Below are 17228 nucleotides of genomic sequence, written 5' to 3'. Positions count from 1 at the left end.
GCGCCGAACCGTCCCCGGCGACCTCACCGACCCCGACCGGCTCCCTGGGAGGACACCCGTGACACCCCCCGACAAGCACCCCGCGACCCGCCACCAGTCGCTGGCCGACCCCGTCGCCGCACGGGCGGGCTGGGACGCCGTGGACGTCCGGGCCGTGGACACCGCCCGGCTGCTCGCGGCCGACGCCGTGCAGCGCACCGGGAACGGCCACCCCGGGACGGCGATGAGCCTGGCGCCACTGGCCCACCTGCTGTTCCAGAACGTCCTGCGCCACGACCCCGGTGACGACCAGTGGCTGGGCCGCGACCGCTTCGTACTGTCCTGCGGACACACCAGCCTCACCCTGTACGTCCAGCTGTACCTCACCGGCTACGGCCTGGAGCTCTCCGACCTGGAAGCCCTGCGGACCTGGGGTTCCGCCACCCCCGGCCACCCCGAGTACCGGCACACCCGGGGCGTGGAGATCACCACCGGCCCGCTCGGCCAGGGGCTGGGCGCGGCCGTCGGCATGGCGATGGCGGCCCGCCGGGAACGCGGCCTGCTCGACCCGGACGCCCCGGACGGCGAGAGCCCCTTCGACCACCACGTCTACGTCCTCGCCTCGGACGGCGACCTCATGGAGGGCGTCACCGCGGAGGCGAGTTCGCTGGCCGGCCACCAGCGGCTGGGCAACCTGACCATGGTGTACGACCAGAACCACATCTCGATCGAGGACGACACCGACGTCTCGTTCAGCGAGGACGTCGCCGCCCGCTACCGCGCCTACGGCTGGCACGTGCAGACCGTCGACTGGACCCGCACCGGCCGCTACGTCGAGGACGTCGACGCCGTCCTCGACGCGCTCCGGGCCGCCCGCGCGGAGACCACCCGGCCCTCGCTGCTGGTGCTGCGGACGGTCATCGGCTGGCCCGCCCCCAACCTCCAGAACTCCGGCAAGGCCCACGGCTCCGCGCTCGGCGACGAGGAGGTCGCCGCCACCAAGGAACTGCTCGGCTTCGACCCCGCGCGCAGCTTCACCGTCGAGGACGACGTCCTCACCCGCACCCGCCGGGCACGCGAGCGCGGCCGTGAACTCCGCGAGGCCTGGACCCCGCGCTACGAGCGCTGGCGCGACGAGCACCCCGAGCGCGCTGCACTGCTGGACCGGCTGACGGAGCGCCGGTTGCCGGACGGCTGGGCCGACCACCTGCCGGCCTTCCCCGCGGACCGGGAGGGGCTGGCCACCCGCGCCGCCTCGGGCCGGGTGCTCACCGCGCTCGCACCGGTCCTGCCCGAGCTGTGGGGCGGCTCGGCCGACCTCGCCGGGAGCAACAACACCACCATGGACGGCGAGCCCTCCTTCCTGCCCGAGGGCGTGGAGACCGCGGAGTGGAAGGGCGGCCCGTACGGCCGCACCCTGCACTTCGGGATCCGGGAGCACGCCATGGGGGCCATCCTCAACGGGATCGCCCTGCAGAGCCTGACCCGCCCCTACGGCGGCACCTTCCTGACCTTCAGCGACTACATGCGGCCCGCGGTGCGACTGGCCGCGCTGATGGAGCTCCCGACCGTCTACGTCTGGACGCACGACTCGATCGGCCTCGGTGAGGACGGCCCCACCCACCAGCCGGTGGAGCACCTCGCGGCGCTGCGCGCGATCCCCGGCCTCGACGTGGTGCGCCCCTGCGACGCCAACGAGACGGCCGCCTGCTGGCACGCGCTGCTGGAGCACCACGACCGACCGACCGGCCTCGTCCTCACCCGGCAGAAGGTGCCCGTCCTCGACCGCGGGACCGGCGGGTGCGCACCGGCGGACGGCGCCGCCCGCGGCGGCTACGTGCTGCGCGACCCGGCCGACGGCGCCCCGCCCCGGGTCCTGCTGCTGGCCACCGGCTCCGAGGTGCACCTCGCGCTGGCGGCGCAGGAGCAGCTCGCCGGTGAGGGCGTGGCGAGCCGGGTGGTGTCGCTGCCGTGCCTGGAGTGGTTCGCCGCGCAGCCGCGCGAGTACCGCGACGGCGTCCTGCCGCCCGCGGTGGCGGCGCGGGTGAGCGTGGAGGCGGGCGTGGCGCTCGGCTGGCGCGAGCTGGTCGGCCCGCACGGCCGGATCGTCAGCCTCGACCACTTCGGCGCCTCCGCCGACTACCGGCGCCTGTACAGCGAGTTCGGGCTCACCGCCGAGGCCGTGGCCGGGGCCGCGCGGGAGAGCCTCGCGGCGGCCGGCTGACGCCGGGTCCGCCCCGGTGCGCCCGCCCGTCGTGGGCGGCCGCACCGGGAGCGGGGGCGTCAGCCGGTCCACCGCCGGTGCCGGGCGCGCCAGGCCAGCGACGGCCCCGCTCCGGTGTCCGCCGCCGTGATCAGCAGCCCGCCGCACATCGACAGGTTCTTCAGGAAGTGGATGCGCTGCCGGGCGCGCTCCTCCTCGTCCTTGACCTCCCAGAACCGGTGGCCGGCCAGGGTGACCGGGACGAGGGTCGCCGCCAGCGCGAGCGCGGCGGGCCGGGTGAGACGGCCGGACGCCAGCAGCGCGCCGGCCACCACCTGGACCCCGGCGTTGAGCCGGATCGCCGTTTCGGGCCGGCGCGGAACGGCCGGGACGTGCTCGGCGAGCGGGTCGACCACCGGTTCGGCGGCGGCCTCCAGCCGGGCGGGGTTCAGTAGGGCGTCGGCGCCTCCGTAGAGGAACATCGACGCCAGCATCGGTCGTGCACAGGCTCGCAAGATGGACATACCCGGCGTCTTTCCGGTCCCCCGGGGGCCAATCCCCGTCACGCGGGCGTTCCCGACGGGCGGCCCGGGGCTCGGCGGGGGCACCTCGGGCTCGTTCGGGTGGGCCGGCCCGTCCGGGCGACAACAAACCGGCGAGGGCCGGTTGACCCGTCGGCAATCGGGCAGACGCACGGCGCGGGGGAAGAGCTCACAGAGCCCAAGGAGCGCGGCATGATCGTCCTCGGAATCATCCTTCTCGTCATCGGTCTCCTCACCGGCCTCGGCATCCTGTGGACGATCGGAGCGGTCCTCGTCGTCGTGGGACTGATCCTGTGGATCCTGGGAGCGGTCGGGCACGCCGTCGGCGGACGCAAGCACTACTGGTGACGGAGCCCGTCGACCGAGCGGGCACAGCGCCGTCCCGGGGCCGCCGGAGGTGCCGGCCGCCTCCCCGGCCCCAGGGCAGTCACGGGGCGGCCAGCCGAGCACCCTGCCCGCCCCGTCCTCGACGCCGCCACCGGCATGGTCGCCCAGCGCCACGCGCTGCGCGGCCTGGCCGCCACCGGCGCCGCCCCGCCCAGCTCCTCGCCTGGCTGAACGGCGTGACGCACCACCTGACCGACAACGTGACCGCCACCGCCGTCTGCGCGCTCTACGAGCCGCGCACCCACGTGCTGCGCCGGGCGAGGGCGGGCCACCTGCCGCCACTCCTGCTGCGTGACGGCCAGGCCCGCAAACTGCCCGCGGTCGCCGGCATCCTGCTCGGCGCGATCGACGGCGGTACAGCAGCGCGGACACCGACGACGACACCCGCCTGATCGGCATCAAGGTCCGCTGAGCGGCGGTCCGTTACGGAGGCCGACCGCGACATCGGCGGGCGGGCCCCGGCGGGCCCTCAGGCCGGGCGCCCTCAGGCCGGGCCGCACAGCCGCCCGGCGGTGTCGCGCGGGTGCGGGTCCCGCTCGCCCGGCGGGTGGAAACAGGCGATCACCGTCTTCCCCTCCCGCTGGCGGCGGATCTCCCACTCGTCGGCGAGGGCGTCCACGATCGCCATCCCCCGCCCGTTGAGCGCGTCGGTGCCCGCGCTGCGCGGCTCCGGCACCGCGGTGCTCCCGTCGTGGACGGACACGTGCAGGCACCGGCCGTCCCACACCAGCACCAGCTCGGCGCTGCTGTGGGCATGGATGTGGGCGTTGGTCAGCAGCTCGGAGACGGTGAGCAGGACGGCGTCCACGGTCTCGGGCGCGTCCCGCGTCCACGCGAGCGAGCGCAGGTGGTTCCGAGTCCACCGCCGCCCCGCCCGGACACCGCCCGCTATGGGGAATGAACGGGCCCATCCCGTGGCCCTCACCGACGCGTCGCCCATGGCCCGATCCTCCGTCCCTCTTCAGTCCGTATCCAGCGCCTGCCCCCAAAACCCGCCCCCACGCACCCGAGGCACGGACCCGCGGCCCGGCGGTGATCCTGCCCGGGGGCTGTCGGCGCCGGGCGCCCTCCTGCGCCGCGGCGGGGCGCAGGAGGGCGCCCGGCCGGACCGGCACGCCCGGCCGCCGCCGACGACGACGACGACGGACGAACGGCTTCCGGCCGCGGACAATGGCCATTGTCCGCGGCCGAACTGCGGTTCCGCCCGTTCCTGTTGTGGACAACGTGAGCTCTCGCGAAGGTGGAGAGCCCGGCGGGACACCTCGACCGGGAACGAGCCCCGGAGATCGCGCACGGCTCCGGCGGCATGAGTGGAGGAAGCATGATGCGAAAGACTCTCGGCCGCTTCGCCGTGGTCACCGCGGCGATGGCCCTCGGCCTGGGCAGCGTCGTCACGACGGCCACCGCCCGCCCCGCGACACCTGCCTGCGGGAGCGCCCTCAACACCATCGACGACATCGCCGCCCAGGCCGAGCAGGCCATCAGCTACCGGGACAAGGGCAACGCCGCCGTCGGCCTCACGGACGCCGCCCAGCTGTCCTACGCGGCTCCGTGCTTCACCGAGGAGCTGCAGGACCTCCTCCGGGGGGCCGCATCGCGGTTCAACGATGCGGCCGACACCCTGTACTACGACAACTGGGACGACGCCTACGCCAGTGCGGCCGCCGGGCGGGGACTGATCTGGCAGGCCCAGGACGCGAACCACTGACTGCGCGCCGTGGGAGCGGTAGCCGACGACGACTGACCTCCGCCAGGACGGGCCGGAAGGCTGCCCGCTCGGCCGACCGCGGCACCGTCGTCGGCCGGTTGAGCGGGCCCCGGAAGAGGCTGGACAGCGGGACAGCGGGCCCGCCGGAGGCTCGGGGAGGGCGGGTCGGCCCACGCCGTGACCGTCCGGTGGGCTGTCGCCGCCGGCCGTGTGGCGACGTGGTCGGGGGTCAGCGCGCGTCGGGCTCCGGCGTCGACGAGGCGCGGAGTTCCTCGTCGACGTCGCCCGCCTGGCGAAGGCCCGCCTGGTAGGCCGGCTCCCAGGCCGCCAGGTCGCCCAGGTCCGGGCCGAAAGCGCTGACCGAGGCCGGATCGGGACCGATGGTCACGACGCGCGCCGCTCCCACGGCCGCCAGCTGCTGGTCGAGCAGCTCCCGGGGGAACAGGTGGGCCATCGGCTCGACCACGACCAGCGTGCGGGCTCCCACGGCGAGGTCGGCGTTGGGCCCCGCGCGCAGCGCACCGTCCATGTACCGCCGGCCGTCGACGGCGACGGGCGGCGCGACCCCGGGGAAGGCGCTGCTCGCCGCCACCGCGTGCACCAGCGGCACACCGCTGTCGCGGTCCCACACCACGGGCTCACCGGAGGTGGTGTCCACGGCGGTGATCAGCAGTCGGCGCTCGGGCCAGGTGTCCGCGCCGATCAGCGCGGCGCGGCCCGCTATCAGCGCCTCCTCGGCGTGGGGGTCGGCACCGTCGAGCGCGAGGCGGCCGACGCGGCGGCGGGCCTCCTCGGGCTCCAGGCCGCGGTCGCCGAGCACGGCGAACACCTCGCCCGTCCGCCCGGGGTCCGCCGTGACCCGGTGCTCCGGCCGGCGGGCCGCCGTCGCGAGCCGCTCCAGGTCCTGGCCGGTGGCGAGCAGCGCCGCGACGATCGCGCCGGACGATGTCCCGACGATCACGTCGGCTCCGCCCAGTTCCACACCGCGCAGGCGCAGCCCGTGGGCCAGCCCTGCCATCCAGGCGGTGCCGACGTGGCCCCCGGGACCCAGGACGAGTGCTCGGTCGAAGGTGTGCAAGGTGATCTCCCCTCAATAGTGAAACAGTCGTACCATATACTCACTGATGCTGTCTCAACTTCGATGAACCGAGCGGAGATCCACCGTGGGGCGACCCGCCGACCCCGCCCGTCGGGAGCGCACGCTGGCACGGGCGACCGACTACGTGCTCGCGCACGGCCTGACCGGACTCAGCCTGCGGCCGATGGCCGCGGCCCTCGACACCAGCCCGCGGATGCTGCTCTACGACTTCGGCAGCAAACAGGAGTTGGTCGCGGCGGTCCTCGCCGAGGCGCGGCGCCGAGGTGCCGCGCGCCTGACCGGGCACGTTCCGCCGACGACGGGCACCGCCCAGGAGCGGCTGCGCGGCATCTGGGCGTGGATCAGCGCGGAGGAACGTGCCCCGTTCGTCCGGCTGTTCTTCGAGGTGCACGCCGACGGGCTGGTTCACCCCGAGGCCTACCCCGAGCAGGGCGAGGCGATCACGGACTGGTTCGACACGCTCGGCGCCACCTTCCGTGACGTCTCCAGCGGCCCCGACGACACCGTGACGCCCACGTTGATCATGGCCGTCGTCCGGGGCCTGCTGTTCGACCTCACCACCACCGGCGACCGCGACCGCACGAATCGCGCCCTGGACCGCTTCGCGGAACTGCTGGACCGCTGAACGGCCCTGGCGGGCCTTCGGTCATGGCCGCTGTCGGGGCGCGCCTCCCTGTCGGAGGGCCGTGGCACACTGCGGCACATGTCTCTCAGCGCCCTCAGCCTCGACCAGTGGCGGTCGTTCGACCTGCCGACCGCACGCCGCGTCGCCCACGGGGCGGCGGAGCTGGTGGGCGGCCGGGTGACCGCGCTGGAGACCGTCGAGCACCTCGGCGCCCCGCTGCACCGCGTCCGGATCGAACGGGACGACCAGGAGTTCGCGCTGATCCCCGGCGGCCGGGTGACGCTCGGGTTCGACCTCGACGCCTGGCGGCCGAGGCCCGAGCAGACCTCCGACTACGCGGCGAGCCTGGAGCACGGCTTCGGCTACGGCGCCGACCTCCGGGAGCACCTCGCCCAGGTGCTCAGCCCGCGTCGGACCGTCACCCTGGCCACCGTGCTGATGGCCGTGGAGGACGAGGAGCTGGCCGAGGCCTACGGCGACCTGCCGGCCGTCCTCGCGGCCCGCGGGCTGCGGATGCCGAGCCCGGACGAGTGGGAGCACGCCTGCGGGGCCGGCGCCACCACGCTCTTCCGCTGGGGCGACGACTGCCCGCTCGACCGCCTCCCCCACGGAGAGCCGGACGGGCCGCAGAGCCGGCCGAACGCCTTCGGGCTGCGCATCGCCTACGACACCTACCGCACCGAGGTGAGCAGCGACACCGCGTCCGTCCACGGCGGGGACGGCGGCGAGTCGGTGTGCGGCGGGTACGGCTTCCTGCTGGGGTGGCTCCCGCTGGCCACGGCCAACCGGAACCCCTTCATGGCCGAGTTCGTGCACGGCCCGGACGGCGACGGTCTCTGCGAGGAGTTCTCGACCCGTCCCGTCCTCCCGCTCTGAGGGCCGGATTGCCCGGGGTCCGGTGCCGAAGCTTCTTCGGCACCGGACCCGACACCAACCTCAGGCACGACAGCGCAGCATCACCAGCGGCGGCTTGGCCAGGAGGTCCGCCCAGAACTCCGCGCCGAACTCGCGGAGGCCGGCTTCGGACACCTGGATCGGCACCCACTCCAGGTCACGGAATCCGGCCGCCCGCAGGCACTCCTCGTAGGCCTCGCGACGCGGAACGGTACTGACGATGCTGATCGGCCGCGGGTCGAGGAGCGCCGTGACCCGCACCCGCGGACCGGTCCCGGCCTCCTCACCGATCGGCTCGCAGCGGAACCCGTACCGCTCCAGGGACGGACAGTCGAACGCGTAGTCGGGCCGCTGGGCGAACACGAAGAACTCGCCGCCGGGCACCAGGTTCCGGTGGATGTTGCGGCACATCCGCTCCAGCTGCTCCACGGATTCCGCGTAGTTGAGACACTGCACGGCCAGCGCGAGGTCGAACCGCCGGTCCAGCGGCGCCAGCTCGGCGACGTCGCCGACCTCGTAGCGCACGTCCAGCGGCTCACGCCGTTCCATGTCCCGCGCGGCGGCGATCATCTCGACGGAGATGTCGACGCCGAACACCTCGGAGGCGCCGCGCCGCTTGAACTCCCTGCTGTAGAAGCCGGTGCCGCACGCCAGGTCGAGGACCGACCTGCCCTTCACGTCCCCGACCATGCCGAGGAAGCTCGGCACCTCCCCGTAACGCATCAGCGGCAGGGACTTGAAACCCTCGAACGCCTCGCCGATCCCGTCGTACTGCTGCACGCTCACGTGCCCCCCTTTATGTCCTTCGCCCGTGCTTCGTCCGGTACGCGGCCACTCCGGCTCGCCGGACGCGGCGGGTGGAGGCCCGCCGGGGCCGTGGCGACGAGTCTCCTCCGCGCGGTGCGACGGCCGTACTGGCGGATGACACAAAGAAGTCGGCCGGGTGACGCTCGGGCACCGGCGTCCCGACACGACGTCACAGCTCGTTCAGGGGCGGCCGTTCGGGGCCGCCGTGCCCCCGTAGCCGGCCCGGACCCGTTCGAGGTACCGGTCGGTGCTCCCGTGGGGGTGGTCCTCGGCGCCGTGGCGGTGCAGATCGATCCGACCGCCGGCGTGCAGGCGCAGCGTGGTGGTCGCCCGGCGGGGTGGCCCGGCCGGATCGCGGCCGGCGCCGGTGAGGGAGGTGGCGCCGAGCACGGGCACGGTGTCGGGGAACATCGCGGTGGCGTCGGCGGCCGAGGCGGCGGGTGGGTGGCCGGTGCGGTTGGCGCTGCTGACGTAGCGGATCGGGTGGTCCTCCAGGACGGGCAGCAGGGGTGTCCAGCGGGCGCCGAACAGCAGGGTCCAGCCGTCCCGACTGGCCGGGGGCAGCCAGTCGGGGAGCGTGGCGCCGGGGCGGAGCGGCACGAGCAGGGTGACGCGTTCCTCGGTGAGCAGGCGGCGGGCCGCCCACCGCGCACCCCGATCCCCGCCCGGCCGGACCGCGCGGCGTTCGTACCCTCGTCGGCTGGGAGCAGCCGGCGACCCACTCTGGCGAGCCGGTCGGGCGGCGAGGGGCCGGCCGAGGCGACCGGGGTTCCGCCCGGCCCGCATCGAATCTCTCAACTCCCTTGCGACACAGTCTCCTTCGCGCGGCGGACGCGGGTACCTCCGGAGACCGAGGACCGGATCCTCAGTCAGGACGACGCGGGACGGCCCTCCGACCCCCGCCGCCCCGCCCGGACGGACCCCCGGCGGCCGCGGTACGACCGACGGAGTGCGACGGGGCACGATGGGGGCGCGTGGAAGCAGTGGGCGGGCGTCGCTCTGGTCAGCGGTCCCGACGCGCCTGCACCCTGGTGCGGGAGACGGGCACCGGGCCGTCGGAGGAGGGGTCCATGGGAACGCGGGCGCACGAGTCGGACCGTCGCTGGGAGAGGGCCGTGGTCATCGGCGGCGGGTACGCCGGTCTCGTCACGGCGCGGGTGCTGACCGACTGCTTCCGCGAGGTCGTCCTCCTGGAGCGGGACGAGGTGGACGAGCACACCGGCGTCCACCCGCACGCCCCGCAGGGCCACCACGCGCACGCCATGCTGGCCAGGGGCGCGGAGGTGCTGGAGACGCTCTTCCCGGGCCTGCGCGAGGAACTGCGCGAACTCGGCGCCCCGGTCTACGACTACGGGGAGCGGATGAGCTTCCTGCAACCGGCCGGCTTCGCCCCGCGGCACCCGACGGGCGTGCTGATCCAGTCGTTCACCCGGGACGAGCTGGAACGCCGGCTGCGGCGCCGGGTGCTGGCCCTGCCCGGTGTGAGGCTGCTGGCCCCGGCACGCTGCGAGGGCCTGCTCGCGGAGCGTCCCGGGGCCGTGACCGGGGTGGTGTACCGGGTGGCCGGCGCCGAGGAGCCGGCCACCCTGGCGGCGGACCTGGTGGTCGACGCCTCGGGGCGCGCCGGCGGGCTGGACGGCCGGCTCGACGCCCTGGGCGTGCGGGTGCCCGCGCCGCGTGTGGTGAAGGCGAAGATCACCTACACCTCGATGGTCTTCGCCAGGCCGGAGCGGGACCGCCCGGACTTCGACGCCGCCTACCAGATGACCTTCGCGCCGGGCATCCCGCGCGGCGGCGTCATCCTGGCCGTCGAGCGGAACCGCTGGACGTGCTCGCTGTTCGGCTTCGACGACCAGGTGCCGCCGACCGACGACCAGGGGTACCTCGACTTCGCCCGGAGCCTGGCGAACCCCCTGCTGGCCGAGCTGATCGAGCGCCGCACCCGTCCGGAGCCGACCCGCCGGTACGTCAATCCCAACAACCAGTGGAGCCAGTACCACCGGGTCAGGGACTGGCCCGAGCGCCTGCTCGCCGTCGGCGACTCGGTCTGCGTGTTCAACCCGGTGTACGGGCAGGGGCTCACCGTGGCGGCGCTCGAGGCCCGGCTCCTGCAGCGGATGCTGGCCGCCCGCCGGGCCGGGGGCGAGGGACTGGACGGACTGGGCCGCCGGTTCCAGCGCCGGCTGGCCCGCGTGCTGCTGGTGCCCTGGACGCTGTCGAGCAACTCGGACCTGATGTGGAACCCGGACGGGCGGCCGCTGCCGGCCCGGGTGGCCCACTGGTACAACTCCCAGGTCTTCACGGTGGCGGTGCACGACCCGGAGGTGTGGTCCCGGTTCGTCCGGGTCGCCAACATGGTCGCGCCGCCCACCCTGCTCTTCCAGCCCTCCGTCCTGCGGAAGGTCGTCGGCGCGGCGCTGCGTCGCCGCCGTGCCGCGCCGCCGGCCCCCACCACGCCGACGGCCCGCACCGCCCGCGCCGACGGCCACCCGGTGCCCGGGCCGGCGACGGAAGCGCCGTCCTCGACCTCGCCATCGCGGTAGGGCTTCACCCCAGGGAGGGACGCATGACCGACGCCACGGATCGGAACAGCGGCGTGGAAGGGGGCGTCGGGGTCACCGCGCTGCTGGTCGCCGCCGCACGGGCGATCGAGACCCACCGCCGGGACAGCCTGGCCCAGGACGCCTTCGCGGAGCACTTCGTGCGCGCCGCCCCGGCCTCCGCGGGCTGGCCGGTCCGGGGGCGGGAGGCCCCTGGCGGGGACGCGAACCCGCTCTGGGGGCGGTTCGCCCGCTACTTCGGTCTGCGAACGAGGGTCCTCGACGACTTCCTGCTCCGCTCGGTCCGCGCCGACGCCCGCCAAGTGGTGCTGCTCGGAGCCGGGTTGGACGCCCGGGCGTTCCGGCTGGACTGGCCGCCCGGCTGCGTGGTCTTCGAGATCGACCGGCCCGGGGTGCTGGCGTTCAAGCACCGGGTCCTCGACGGGCTGTCCGCCGTCCCGAGGGCGGCGCGCGTACCCGTCCCGGCCGATCTGCGCGCCGACTGGGTCGGGGCGCTGACCGGCGCGGGCTTCGACCCGGCCGCCCCGAGCGTCTGGCTGGCCGAGGGGCTGCTGTTCTACCTGCCCAGCGCCGTCGAGTCGCACCTCGTCGGCGCGGTGGACCGGTTGAGCACCGGCGGCAGCGCCCTGGCGTACGAGGCCAAGCTCGAACCGGACCTGCTGCGGTACCGAGACAGCCCGCTCTACACCGCGACGAGGGAGCAGATCGGGATCGACCTGCTCACCCTGTTCAACCTCGAACCCCGGCCCGACTCGGCGGGCGCCCTGGCGGACCGGGGCTGGACCACCTCCGTCAGCACCCCCTTCGAGTTCACCCACCGGCACGGCCGCGGCCCGCTGCCCGAGCAGAACGACGCGCTGGCGGGCAACCGCTGGGTGTTCGCGCACAAGCCCCGGCGCTGACCTGCCCACCGGGCCGGGCCTCCGGGCCGGTGCTCGGACCGGAGCACCGGCCCCGGGCTCGGGCCCGACCGCGGGTCACGCGCCCGGGCCCGGGCCCGGGCGCGGGCCCGGGCCCGGGCCCGGCTCCCGCTCCTCTCGCGCCGGTCGACGAGGACGGTCCGGACCGCGGGCCCGACGAGGCGGTCGCCCACCCGCGCGCCGAGCGTGCCCGGACGCCAGGTCGCACCGACTCCCAGCCCGCGCAGCGGCTCCTGGGCGGCCGACAGGACGACGACGGTGGACAGGGCCCGGAAGAGCACGTCCTGCCACGGGCCCGGGGGCGCCCTCGGGCAGGGGCCAGGAGACAGCTGCGGACCACACTCGGCACTCCCCCGGGGTGGGTGACCACTAGTCCGTCCAGGATCGGGCCTGCCGGGGGATCCGGACAGCCCTCCGCGAGATGTCCCGAATAGAGGGCTCATCACACCAAGGCCGGTCAGCGTCCGTTCCCGGCACCCGCTGAACGGCTGCCGCGCCCGAGCGGGCCCCGTGCACCGGGCGCCCCGGGCACCGGCGACCCCCCGGGGCGACGGGGCACCCGCCCGCCGCCGGTGCGTCGCGGGCGGGTGCGGCCGCGCCCCTGGCATGCTGCTGAGCGCGGCTTCGGCTTCGTCCGGCCCCACCCGACCGGGCCTCACGACCGGCCTCCCGACCGGTGAGCCGCCCGGTGGGCCTCCCGGTGGGCCTCCCGGTGGGCAGCGGCAGCGGGCGCCCTGGGGCCCGGGGGACCGGAACGGCGGAGAGGAACGGAAGGGGTGCGCGCATGGACCCGGTGACGAAGGCGCTCAACGAACTGCACCGGCGGATCAGCGGGCTGACGGACGGCGAAGTCGCCTCCTACATCCCGAAGCTCGCCCAGGCCGACCCCGACGACTTCGGGATCGCCATCACCAGCATGGGCGGCCGCCGCTACCAGGCGGGCAAGGCCGACACCGAGTTCACCATCCAGTCGGTCTCCAAGCCCTTCGTCTACGCACTGGCCCTCACCGACCTCGGGCCCGACGAGATGCTCCGACGGGTCGGCGCCGAGCCCAGCGGCGAGGCCTTCAACGCCATCAGCCTGGAGCCGGTCACCGGGCGCCCGGCCAACCCGATGGTCAACGCCGGCGCGATCGCCACCACCGCCCTGGTCGCGGCGGCCGACCCCGAGGCGCGGTCCGCCCGGATCCTGGACTGCCTGTCCGCGTTCGCCGGCCGCCGACTGGGCTACGACGAGGAGGTGTACGCCTCCGAGGCCGCCAGCGGCGACCGCAACCGCGCGCTCGCCTACCTGATGCGCTCGGCCGGCTCGTTGACCGACGACCCGTACGCCGTGACGGCCACCTACTTCCGCCAGTGCTCCGTCCTGGTCACCGCGGCCGACCTCGCGGTGATGGCCGCGACCCTGGCCAACGGCGGCCGCAACCCGGTCACCGGCGAGCGGGTCGTGGAGCGGAGCGTGGCGGTACGGACCCTGGCCGTCATGGCCACCTGCGGGATGTACGACGGCGCCGGGGAGTGGCTGCTGAACGTCGGGCTGCCGGCCAAGAGCGGGGTCGCCGGCGGGCTGATCGCGGCCAGCCCGGGCCGGTTCGGGGTCGCGGTCTACAGCCCGCCGCTGGACCGGGAGGGCAACTCCGTGCGGGGCGTGGCCGCGCTCACCGCGATGTCCGAGCGGCTCACCCTCCACCTCATGCACGCACCGGTGCACCTGACGGCCACCGTCACCGACACCGGGCACGGCGCGCGCTCCTCCCGCACCCGCAGCCCGGAGCAGACCGCGCTGCTCAACCGCAGCCGGCAGCGCATCATCGCCGTCGGCGCCCAGGGCGAGCTGGAGTTCACCGAGACCGAGCAGCTGCTGGGCGCCGTCGAGGGGGCCGTCCCCGCGACACCCGGCTGGCTGGTGCTGGACCTGATGGCCGTCACCGGCATCCGGCCCGGCTCCGCCGCGATGCTCGCCGCCGGTCTGGCGGACATCGCCCAGCGGGGCCACCGGATCGTCGTCGCCGCCCAGGAGCCGTTCCTGGCCGCGGCCGACGGGCACCCCGACTGGCAGGCCTTCACCAGCCGCGACGACGCGGTGGCCTGGTGCGAGGACCGGCTCCTGGCCGGCGAAGCGCCCCTCGCACCGTCCGCCCCGAGCTGACCTCGTCGGGGCGTGCTGCCGGGCTGCCCGGTGCGACCAGAACGCACGGAGCCCGGTCACCGCCGACGACGATCGGGGCGACCGGGCTCCATCGGGCCCGCCGGGCGGACCGGCCCGCGGTCAGGACTCCTTGACCACCACGGTCTTGGCCGCTTTGTCGTGGAAGCACTGCTGGAGCGGCTTGTCCCAGAGCAGCGACAACACGTTCACCAGCGAGAACACCGAGCCGACGCAGTAGACCGCCTGGGGCAGGCCGTAGACCGCGCTGCGGGTCCACAGCTCGTTGTCGCTCGGGCGGCCGCCGTGCGTCGCCGAGACCACCCGCAGCTTCATCGCCTTCTTGCCGACGGTCTGCTGGCCCTGGCTGAGCATCATCGCCGCCTCGTAGGCGAAGACGATCAGCGCGCCGATGACGGCGGCCAGGATCGAACCCGCCACGGTCGTGAAGGCCAGCTGGAGCACGATCAACGGGATCAGCAGCACGCCCAGGTCGATCAGACGGGCCAGGAAGCGGTCGGCCGGGGTGGCCAGGGTCCGGCTCCCGGGCGGCGGCGGTCCGTACGGACCCGCCGGGCCGACCCACGGCGGGAGCTGGCCGCCGCCCTGCGGGTAGCCCTGCGCGGGCGGCGGGTAGCCGGGAGCGCCCTGGGCGTAGCCGGGCGGCGGGTAGGCGGCGCCGGGCTGCGGGTCGTAGGGGCCCTGCGGGGCCCCGTAGCCCGGCTGCGCCGGCGGCGGCTGCTTGCCGTACGGGTTCTCGTCCGACGGGTAGCCGTAGCCGGGGGGTGGGTTCGTCATCGTCCTGCTCGTTTCGTCGTGGCTTGTCCCTCGGGTCTAGTGGCTCCGACGATCGTTTAGGAAGACCCTGGGGCCAACCGTTACGTGAATACCCCGGACCTGCCCCCTCGTCACCCGCCGACCGGCGGGTTCGTCAGGAGCTTGCGGTGTGGACGAACCCGAGGGTGGCGAGCCCTTCGGCCTGACACAGAGCATCGGAGGCGCCGTCGAGCTCGGTCTGCAGAAGTTGGTAGGAGGCGCCGTGGTCCTGTCCCCACTGCATGGCCGCACGCCACAGCCGACGGCCGATGCCGCGGCTGCGGTGGTCCGGCAGGACGCCGAAGTACTGGGGCAGCAGCCGCGGGTCGCCGCCTGAGTCCTTCATGATCTCCATCGGGCCGATCGCCCCGGCCACCTTGTCGTCGACGACGACGGCGAGGATCGGTCCATCCAGGGCGCCGGCCTGGAATGTGTTCCACAGGAAGGCGAAGCCATCAGCGGCCATCACATCGGCGAACTCGGCGAAGGTGGCGGCTACGGCCACCGGGAGGTTCTGGAGTTCGTCCACTCTCGGTCCGAGCTGCTCGAAGGGGCCGAACGTCTTGAGTTGGACCCGGGTGCAGGTGGCCCCGGCGGGCGGGACGGCGTCGGCCGGCTGGAACCAGAGGACGCGGGCCGCCCCGGCGCCGTACTCGGCCTGCAAGTCGGCGGCTGCGTCGAGTAGGCGGGGCAGATCGGGCGCGGCACGGCTGTAGGAATGGAGCTTGATCGCGCCCCGGCCTCGCCGGGTGAGGGTGGGAATGAGGGTGTGGCCGCCGTACTGGGTGATTGCCTCGACCAGGACGGTCTCGTCCTTCGTGGTGGACCAGCGCTGGTCCTTGTCGTGCGGCAGAAAGCAGCCTGTACCGGCCACGGCCAGGACGTCGGCGAACAACTCGGCGGTGAGAGCGTCGGGGTGGACCGGGCCGAGGGTGGGCACATACGGGACGGTCACCAGGGGGCTCAGCCGGTCCCATTCGAATCGCATGGCGGCACCCTACTCACGGGCACCGTATGCCGCAGGCTCCGGCGCGAATGAGCCGGAGCCTGCGATGACCGGACCGGTCAGGATCTAGAACGGGTTGTCGTCGCCCGCGTTGCAGGAGCACTTCGTCGACTCGGCGAGGTCGTCCAGGTCATCGACCATCTCGATCTCGACCGGGCCGACGCGTGACCTGCCGAGCTGGACCAGGGCCACCGGATTCATGCTGACACCTCCTTTCTCTTCCGTCCGTGCCGGCAGTAACTTGCGAGTGGTGCCTTCGCCTCCTGGTAGAGCTTGGCCAGCGGCCGACAGACCCCGCAGGAGCCGGAGAGCCGGCAGCCGGAGCAACCACCGGTGCGAAGCATGAGGGAGTCGGCGATGGCGCCAAGCCTGCGGAGACCGTCGACGCCTTCGGCCATCAGGTCCACGCTCGGGTCGCGGCCGACCTTGCAGATCGACGCGATGCCGTGCGGGTCGGAGTGGAAGAAGGTGTGGCCCGCGTTGCAGCCGGAGAACACCTTCCGCTGCCGCAGGTGCCGGGCGGACTGCGACGGCAGCGACTCGTCGCCACCGTAGATCGTCGGCGACATGTTGACGTAGGAGTTGTGCTCAAGGCCCCAGTTCTCGGCCATGGCGACCATCGCGGCTTCCTCGTCGGCGCTGTGCTCGGTGACGACGAGGTTGAGCCGCATCGGGATTCCGGCCTCCAACGCGGCGGACATGCCCTTCCGGAACATGGCGAAGGAGCCCTTGCGGCGTGTCAGGCCGTCGTAACTGGCGGCCGTCGCACCGTAGACGCTGACGACGACCCGGTAGGCGGGCAGCGTGGTGAGGACCTCCAGGATCTTCGGCTGCCACAGCCGGGAGCCGTTCGTGGAGATTGTGATCATCATGCCGAGCTCGGCTGCGAGCGCGTACGAGGCGGTGAAGTCCCGGTCGACGGTCGGCTCACCGCCAGTGATCTGGAGCCATAGAACACCGGCGTCACGCATGGTGTACAGGAGTTTCGCCTTGCCATCCATGGACAGGCCCTCGAACCTCTTCAATCCGAGGTAGCAGTGCTCGCAGTCGTAGTTGCAACCGAGGTTGATCTCCCACGACGCCCGGCTGTACCGCGGGGCGGCCTTGGTGCGGACCAGTAGGTAGTCCCGCGCCGGACTATCCGGTGCGAGGTCGAGCGCCCAACGCCGACGGGCACCTTCGACCAGCCACGCCGGGGCCGGTTCACCGGCCTCCGTGCACTGCTCCAGTTCGGCGAACTGTCGGGCCGGGACCTTGATCCCAGCCGTGCTACCGGGGCGGAGGACGAGGTAATCGTCCAGGAACCGGCTGGCGATGAGTTGATGCACGGCGGTGCCTCCTCGAAGGTGTCGCGCGGTCTCTGGTGGGCGTCGTTTCCTTGCAGTCCGCCGGGGCCCGCGAAGATTCGCCCGGGGCGCTTCCTCGCGCCCCCAATCCACCTACTGAGGATTTCGGGTTGTCGTCGGGTAGTGACGGTTCATGATCCCTGCGGTATGCCGTTGGTGTGAGGTATCCGGAGGGTGGGGGCCTGACCG

General features: G+C 73.9%; 17 protein-coding genes and 1 pseudogene. 9 read left to right on the top strand and 9 right to left on the bottom strand.

Features of this window, described 5'->3' with window-relative positions:
• Positions 1-58 precede the first annotated feature (58 nt).
• Positions 59-2203, top strand: a complete 2145-nt coding sequence (gene tkt / locus ACZ34W_RS33260; protein WP_465609493.1) for a transketolase — start codon at positions 59-61, stop codon at positions 2201-2203.
• Between the two features lie 59 nt (positions 2204-2262).
• On the opposite strand, the gene ACZ34W_RS33255 is transcribed toward tkt, so the two are convergent.
• Positions 2263-2676, bottom strand: coding sequence for a DoxX family protein (locus tag ACZ34W_RS33255; RefSeq protein WP_465609528.1), 414 nt, complete (start codon positions 2674-2676; stop codon positions 2263-2265).
• Positions 2677-2916: 240 nt separating this feature from the next.
• On the opposite strand from ACZ34W_RS33255, the gene ACZ34W_RS33250 reads away from it, so the two are divergent.
• Together ACZ34W_RS33250 and ACZ34W_RS33245 are read left to right on the top strand one after the other, a co-directional pair.
• A complete protein-coding gene (locus ACZ34W_RS33250) occupies positions 2917-3072 on the top strand; it encodes a DUF6131 family protein (RefSeq protein ID WP_329485492.1) in 156 nt (51 codons plus the stop codon).
• Between the two features lie 117 nt (positions 3073-3189).
• Positions 3190-3458 (top strand): annotated as a pseudogene (locus ACZ34W_RS33245) (SpoIIE family protein phosphatase); the annotation flags it as partial.
• 137 nt (positions 3459-3595) lie between these two features.
• Here the strand turns inward: ACZ34W_RS33245 and ACZ34W_RS33240 are convergent.
• Positions 3596-4051 carry an ATP-binding protein gene (locus tag ACZ34W_RS33240; RefSeq protein ID WP_359808858.1) on the bottom strand — a complete coding sequence of 152 codons (456 nt, stop codon included), beginning with the start codon at positions 4049-4051 and terminating at the stop codon, positions 3596-3598.
• A 381-nt stretch (positions 4052-4432) separates the two neighbouring features.
• Here ACZ34W_RS33240 and ACZ34W_RS33235 point away from each other — a divergent pair, with 381 nt between their 5' ends.
• A complete protein-coding gene (locus ACZ34W_RS33235; protein WP_329485494.1) occupies positions 4433-4819 on the top strand; it encodes a hypothetical protein in 387 nt (128 codons plus the stop codon).
• Positions 4820-5048: 229 nt separating this feature from the next.
• Here the strand turns inward: ACZ34W_RS33235 and ACZ34W_RS33230 are convergent, their stop codons facing one another.
• Positions 5049-5897 (bottom strand): patatin-like phospholipase family protein, encoded by an 849-nt coding sequence (locus ACZ34W_RS33230; RefSeq protein WP_465609490.1) that lies wholly within the window; start codon positions 5895-5897, stop codon positions 5049-5051.
• 85 nt (positions 5898-5982) lie between these two features.
• Between ACZ34W_RS33230 and ACZ34W_RS33225 the strand changes: the two genes are divergently transcribed.
• Positions 5983-6543 (top strand): TetR/AcrR family transcriptional regulator, encoded by a 561-nt coding sequence (locus tag ACZ34W_RS33225; protein ID WP_329485496.1) that lies wholly within the window; start codon positions 5983-5985, stop codon positions 6541-6543.
• Positions 6544-6621: 78 nt separating this feature from the next.
• Complete coding sequence (locus ACZ34W_RS33220) at positions 6622-7419, top strand: PIN domain-containing protein (RefSeq protein WP_465609487.1); 798 nt, start codon at positions 6622-6624, stop codon at positions 7417-7419.
• A 60-nt stretch (positions 7420-7479) separates the two neighbouring features.
• On the opposite strand, the gene ACZ34W_RS33215 is transcribed toward ACZ34W_RS33220, so the two are convergent.
• The gene (locus tag ACZ34W_RS33215; protein ID WP_465609485.1) at positions 7480-8223 is read right to left on the bottom strand and encodes a class I SAM-dependent methyltransferase; all 744 of its coding nucleotides are present in this window, start codon (positions 8221-8223) and stop codon (positions 7480-7482) included.
• Positions 8224-8424: 201 nt separating this feature from the next.
• Entirely contained in the window at positions 8425-8844 is a 420-nt protein-coding gene (locus ACZ34W_RS33210) for a hypothetical protein (RefSeq protein WP_465609483.1), read from the bottom strand.
• Between the two features lie 470 nt (positions 8845-9314).
• Between ACZ34W_RS33210 and ACZ34W_RS33205 the strand changes: the two genes are divergently transcribed.
• The 3 genes from ACZ34W_RS33205 to glsA all read left to right on the top strand — a co-directional run bounded on the left by ACZ34W_RS33205 (position 9315) and on the right by glsA (position 13874).
• Positions 9315-10787, top strand: coding sequence for an FAD-dependent oxidoreductase (locus ACZ34W_RS33205; protein ID WP_465609481.1), 1473 nt, complete (start codon positions 9315-9317; stop codon positions 10785-10787).
• A 23-nt stretch (positions 10788-10810) separates the two neighbouring features.
• Positions 10811-11707 (top strand): class I SAM-dependent methyltransferase, encoded by an 897-nt coding sequence (locus tag ACZ34W_RS33200; protein ID WP_465609479.1) that lies wholly within the window; start codon positions 10811-10813, stop codon positions 11705-11707.
• 802 nt (positions 11708-12509) lie between these two features.
• A complete protein-coding gene (glsA, locus tag ACZ34W_RS33195; protein WP_465609477.1) occupies positions 12510-13874 on the top strand; it encodes a glutaminase A in 1365 nt (454 codons plus the stop codon).
• A gap of 120 nt (positions 13875-13994) precedes the next feature.
• Here glsA and ACZ34W_RS33190 read toward each other — a convergent pair whose 3' ends face one another.
• The 4 genes from ACZ34W_RS33190 to ACZ34W_RS33175 all read right to left on the bottom strand — a co-directional run bounded on the left by ACZ34W_RS33190 (position 13995) and on the right by ACZ34W_RS33175 (position 17021).
• Complete coding sequence (locus ACZ34W_RS33190; protein WP_329485503.1) at positions 13995-14669, bottom strand: RDD family protein; 675 nt, start codon at positions 14667-14669, stop codon at positions 13995-13997.
• 133 nt (positions 14670-14802) lie between these two features.
• A complete protein-coding gene (locus tag ACZ34W_RS33185; RefSeq protein WP_465609475.1) occupies positions 14803-15675 on the bottom strand; it encodes a GNAT family N-acetyltransferase in 873 nt (290 codons plus the stop codon).
• A gap of 84 nt (positions 15676-15759) precedes the next feature.
• Positions 15760-15894: a hypothetical protein gene (locus tag ACZ34W_RS33180; protein ID WP_465609473.1), complete on the bottom strand. Its 135-nt coding sequence runs from the start codon at positions 15892-15894 to the stop codon at positions 15760-15762.
• Positions 15891-17021, bottom strand: coding sequence for a radical SAM protein (locus ACZ34W_RS33175; protein WP_465609471.1), 1131 nt, complete (start codon positions 17019-17021; stop codon positions 15891-15893). Before ACZ34W_RS33175 ends, ACZ34W_RS33180 begins: the two co-directional genes overlap by 4 nt.
• Between the last annotated feature and the right edge of the window lie 207 nt (positions 17022-17228).

This window comes from Kitasatospora sp. NPDC022856, from assembly GCF_055561235.1.
Note: the sequence above shows the minus strand (reverse complement) of the source record. Positions and strands in the feature narration are given on the sequence as shown.

Excerpts from the sequence above, each read along its gene's own strand:
- ACZ34W_RS33205 (WP_465609481.1), top strand. The coding sequence starts at position 9,315 with ATGGGAACGCGGGCGCACGAGTCGGACCGTCGCTGGGAGAGGGCCGTG.
- ACZ34W_RS33250 (WP_329485492.1), top strand. The coding sequence starts at position 2,917 with ATGATCGTCCTCGGAATCATCCTTCTCGTCATCGGTCTCCTCACCGGC.
- ACZ34W_RS33190 (WP_329485503.1), bottom strand. The coding sequence starts at position 14,669 with ATGACGAACCCACCCCCCGGCTACGGCTACCCGTCGGACGAGAACCCG.
- ACZ34W_RS33235 (WP_329485494.1), top strand. The coding sequence starts at position 4,433 with ATGATGCGAAAGACTCTCGGCCGCTTCGCCGTGGTCACCGCGGCGATG.
- glsA (WP_465609477.1), top strand. The coding sequence starts at position 12,510 with ATGGACCCGGTGACGAAGGCGCTCAACGAACTGCACCGGCGGATCAGC.
- ACZ34W_RS33185 (WP_465609475.1), bottom strand. The coding sequence starts at position 15,675 with ATGCGATTCGAATGGGACCGGCTGAGCCCCCTGGTGACCGTCCCGTAT.
- ACZ34W_RS33180 (WP_465609473.1), bottom strand. The coding sequence starts at position 15,894 with ATGAATCCGGTGGCCCTGGTCCAGCTCGGCAGGTCACGCGTCGGCCCG.
- ACZ34W_RS33220 (WP_465609487.1), top strand. The coding sequence starts at position 6,622 with ATGTCTCTCAGCGCCCTCAGCCTCGACCAGTGGCGGTCGTTCGACCTG.
- ACZ34W_RS33255 (WP_465609528.1), bottom strand. The coding sequence starts at position 2,676 with ATGCTGGCGTCGATGTTCCTCTACGGAGGCGCCGACGCCCTACTGAAC.
- ACZ34W_RS33240 (WP_359808858.1), bottom strand. The coding sequence starts at position 4,051 with ATGGGCGACGCGTCGGTGAGGGCCACGGGATGGGCCCGTTCATTCCCC.
- ACZ34W_RS33200 (WP_465609479.1), top strand. The coding sequence starts at position 10,811 with ATGACCGACGCCACGGATCGGAACAGCGGCGTGGAAGGGGGCGTCGGG.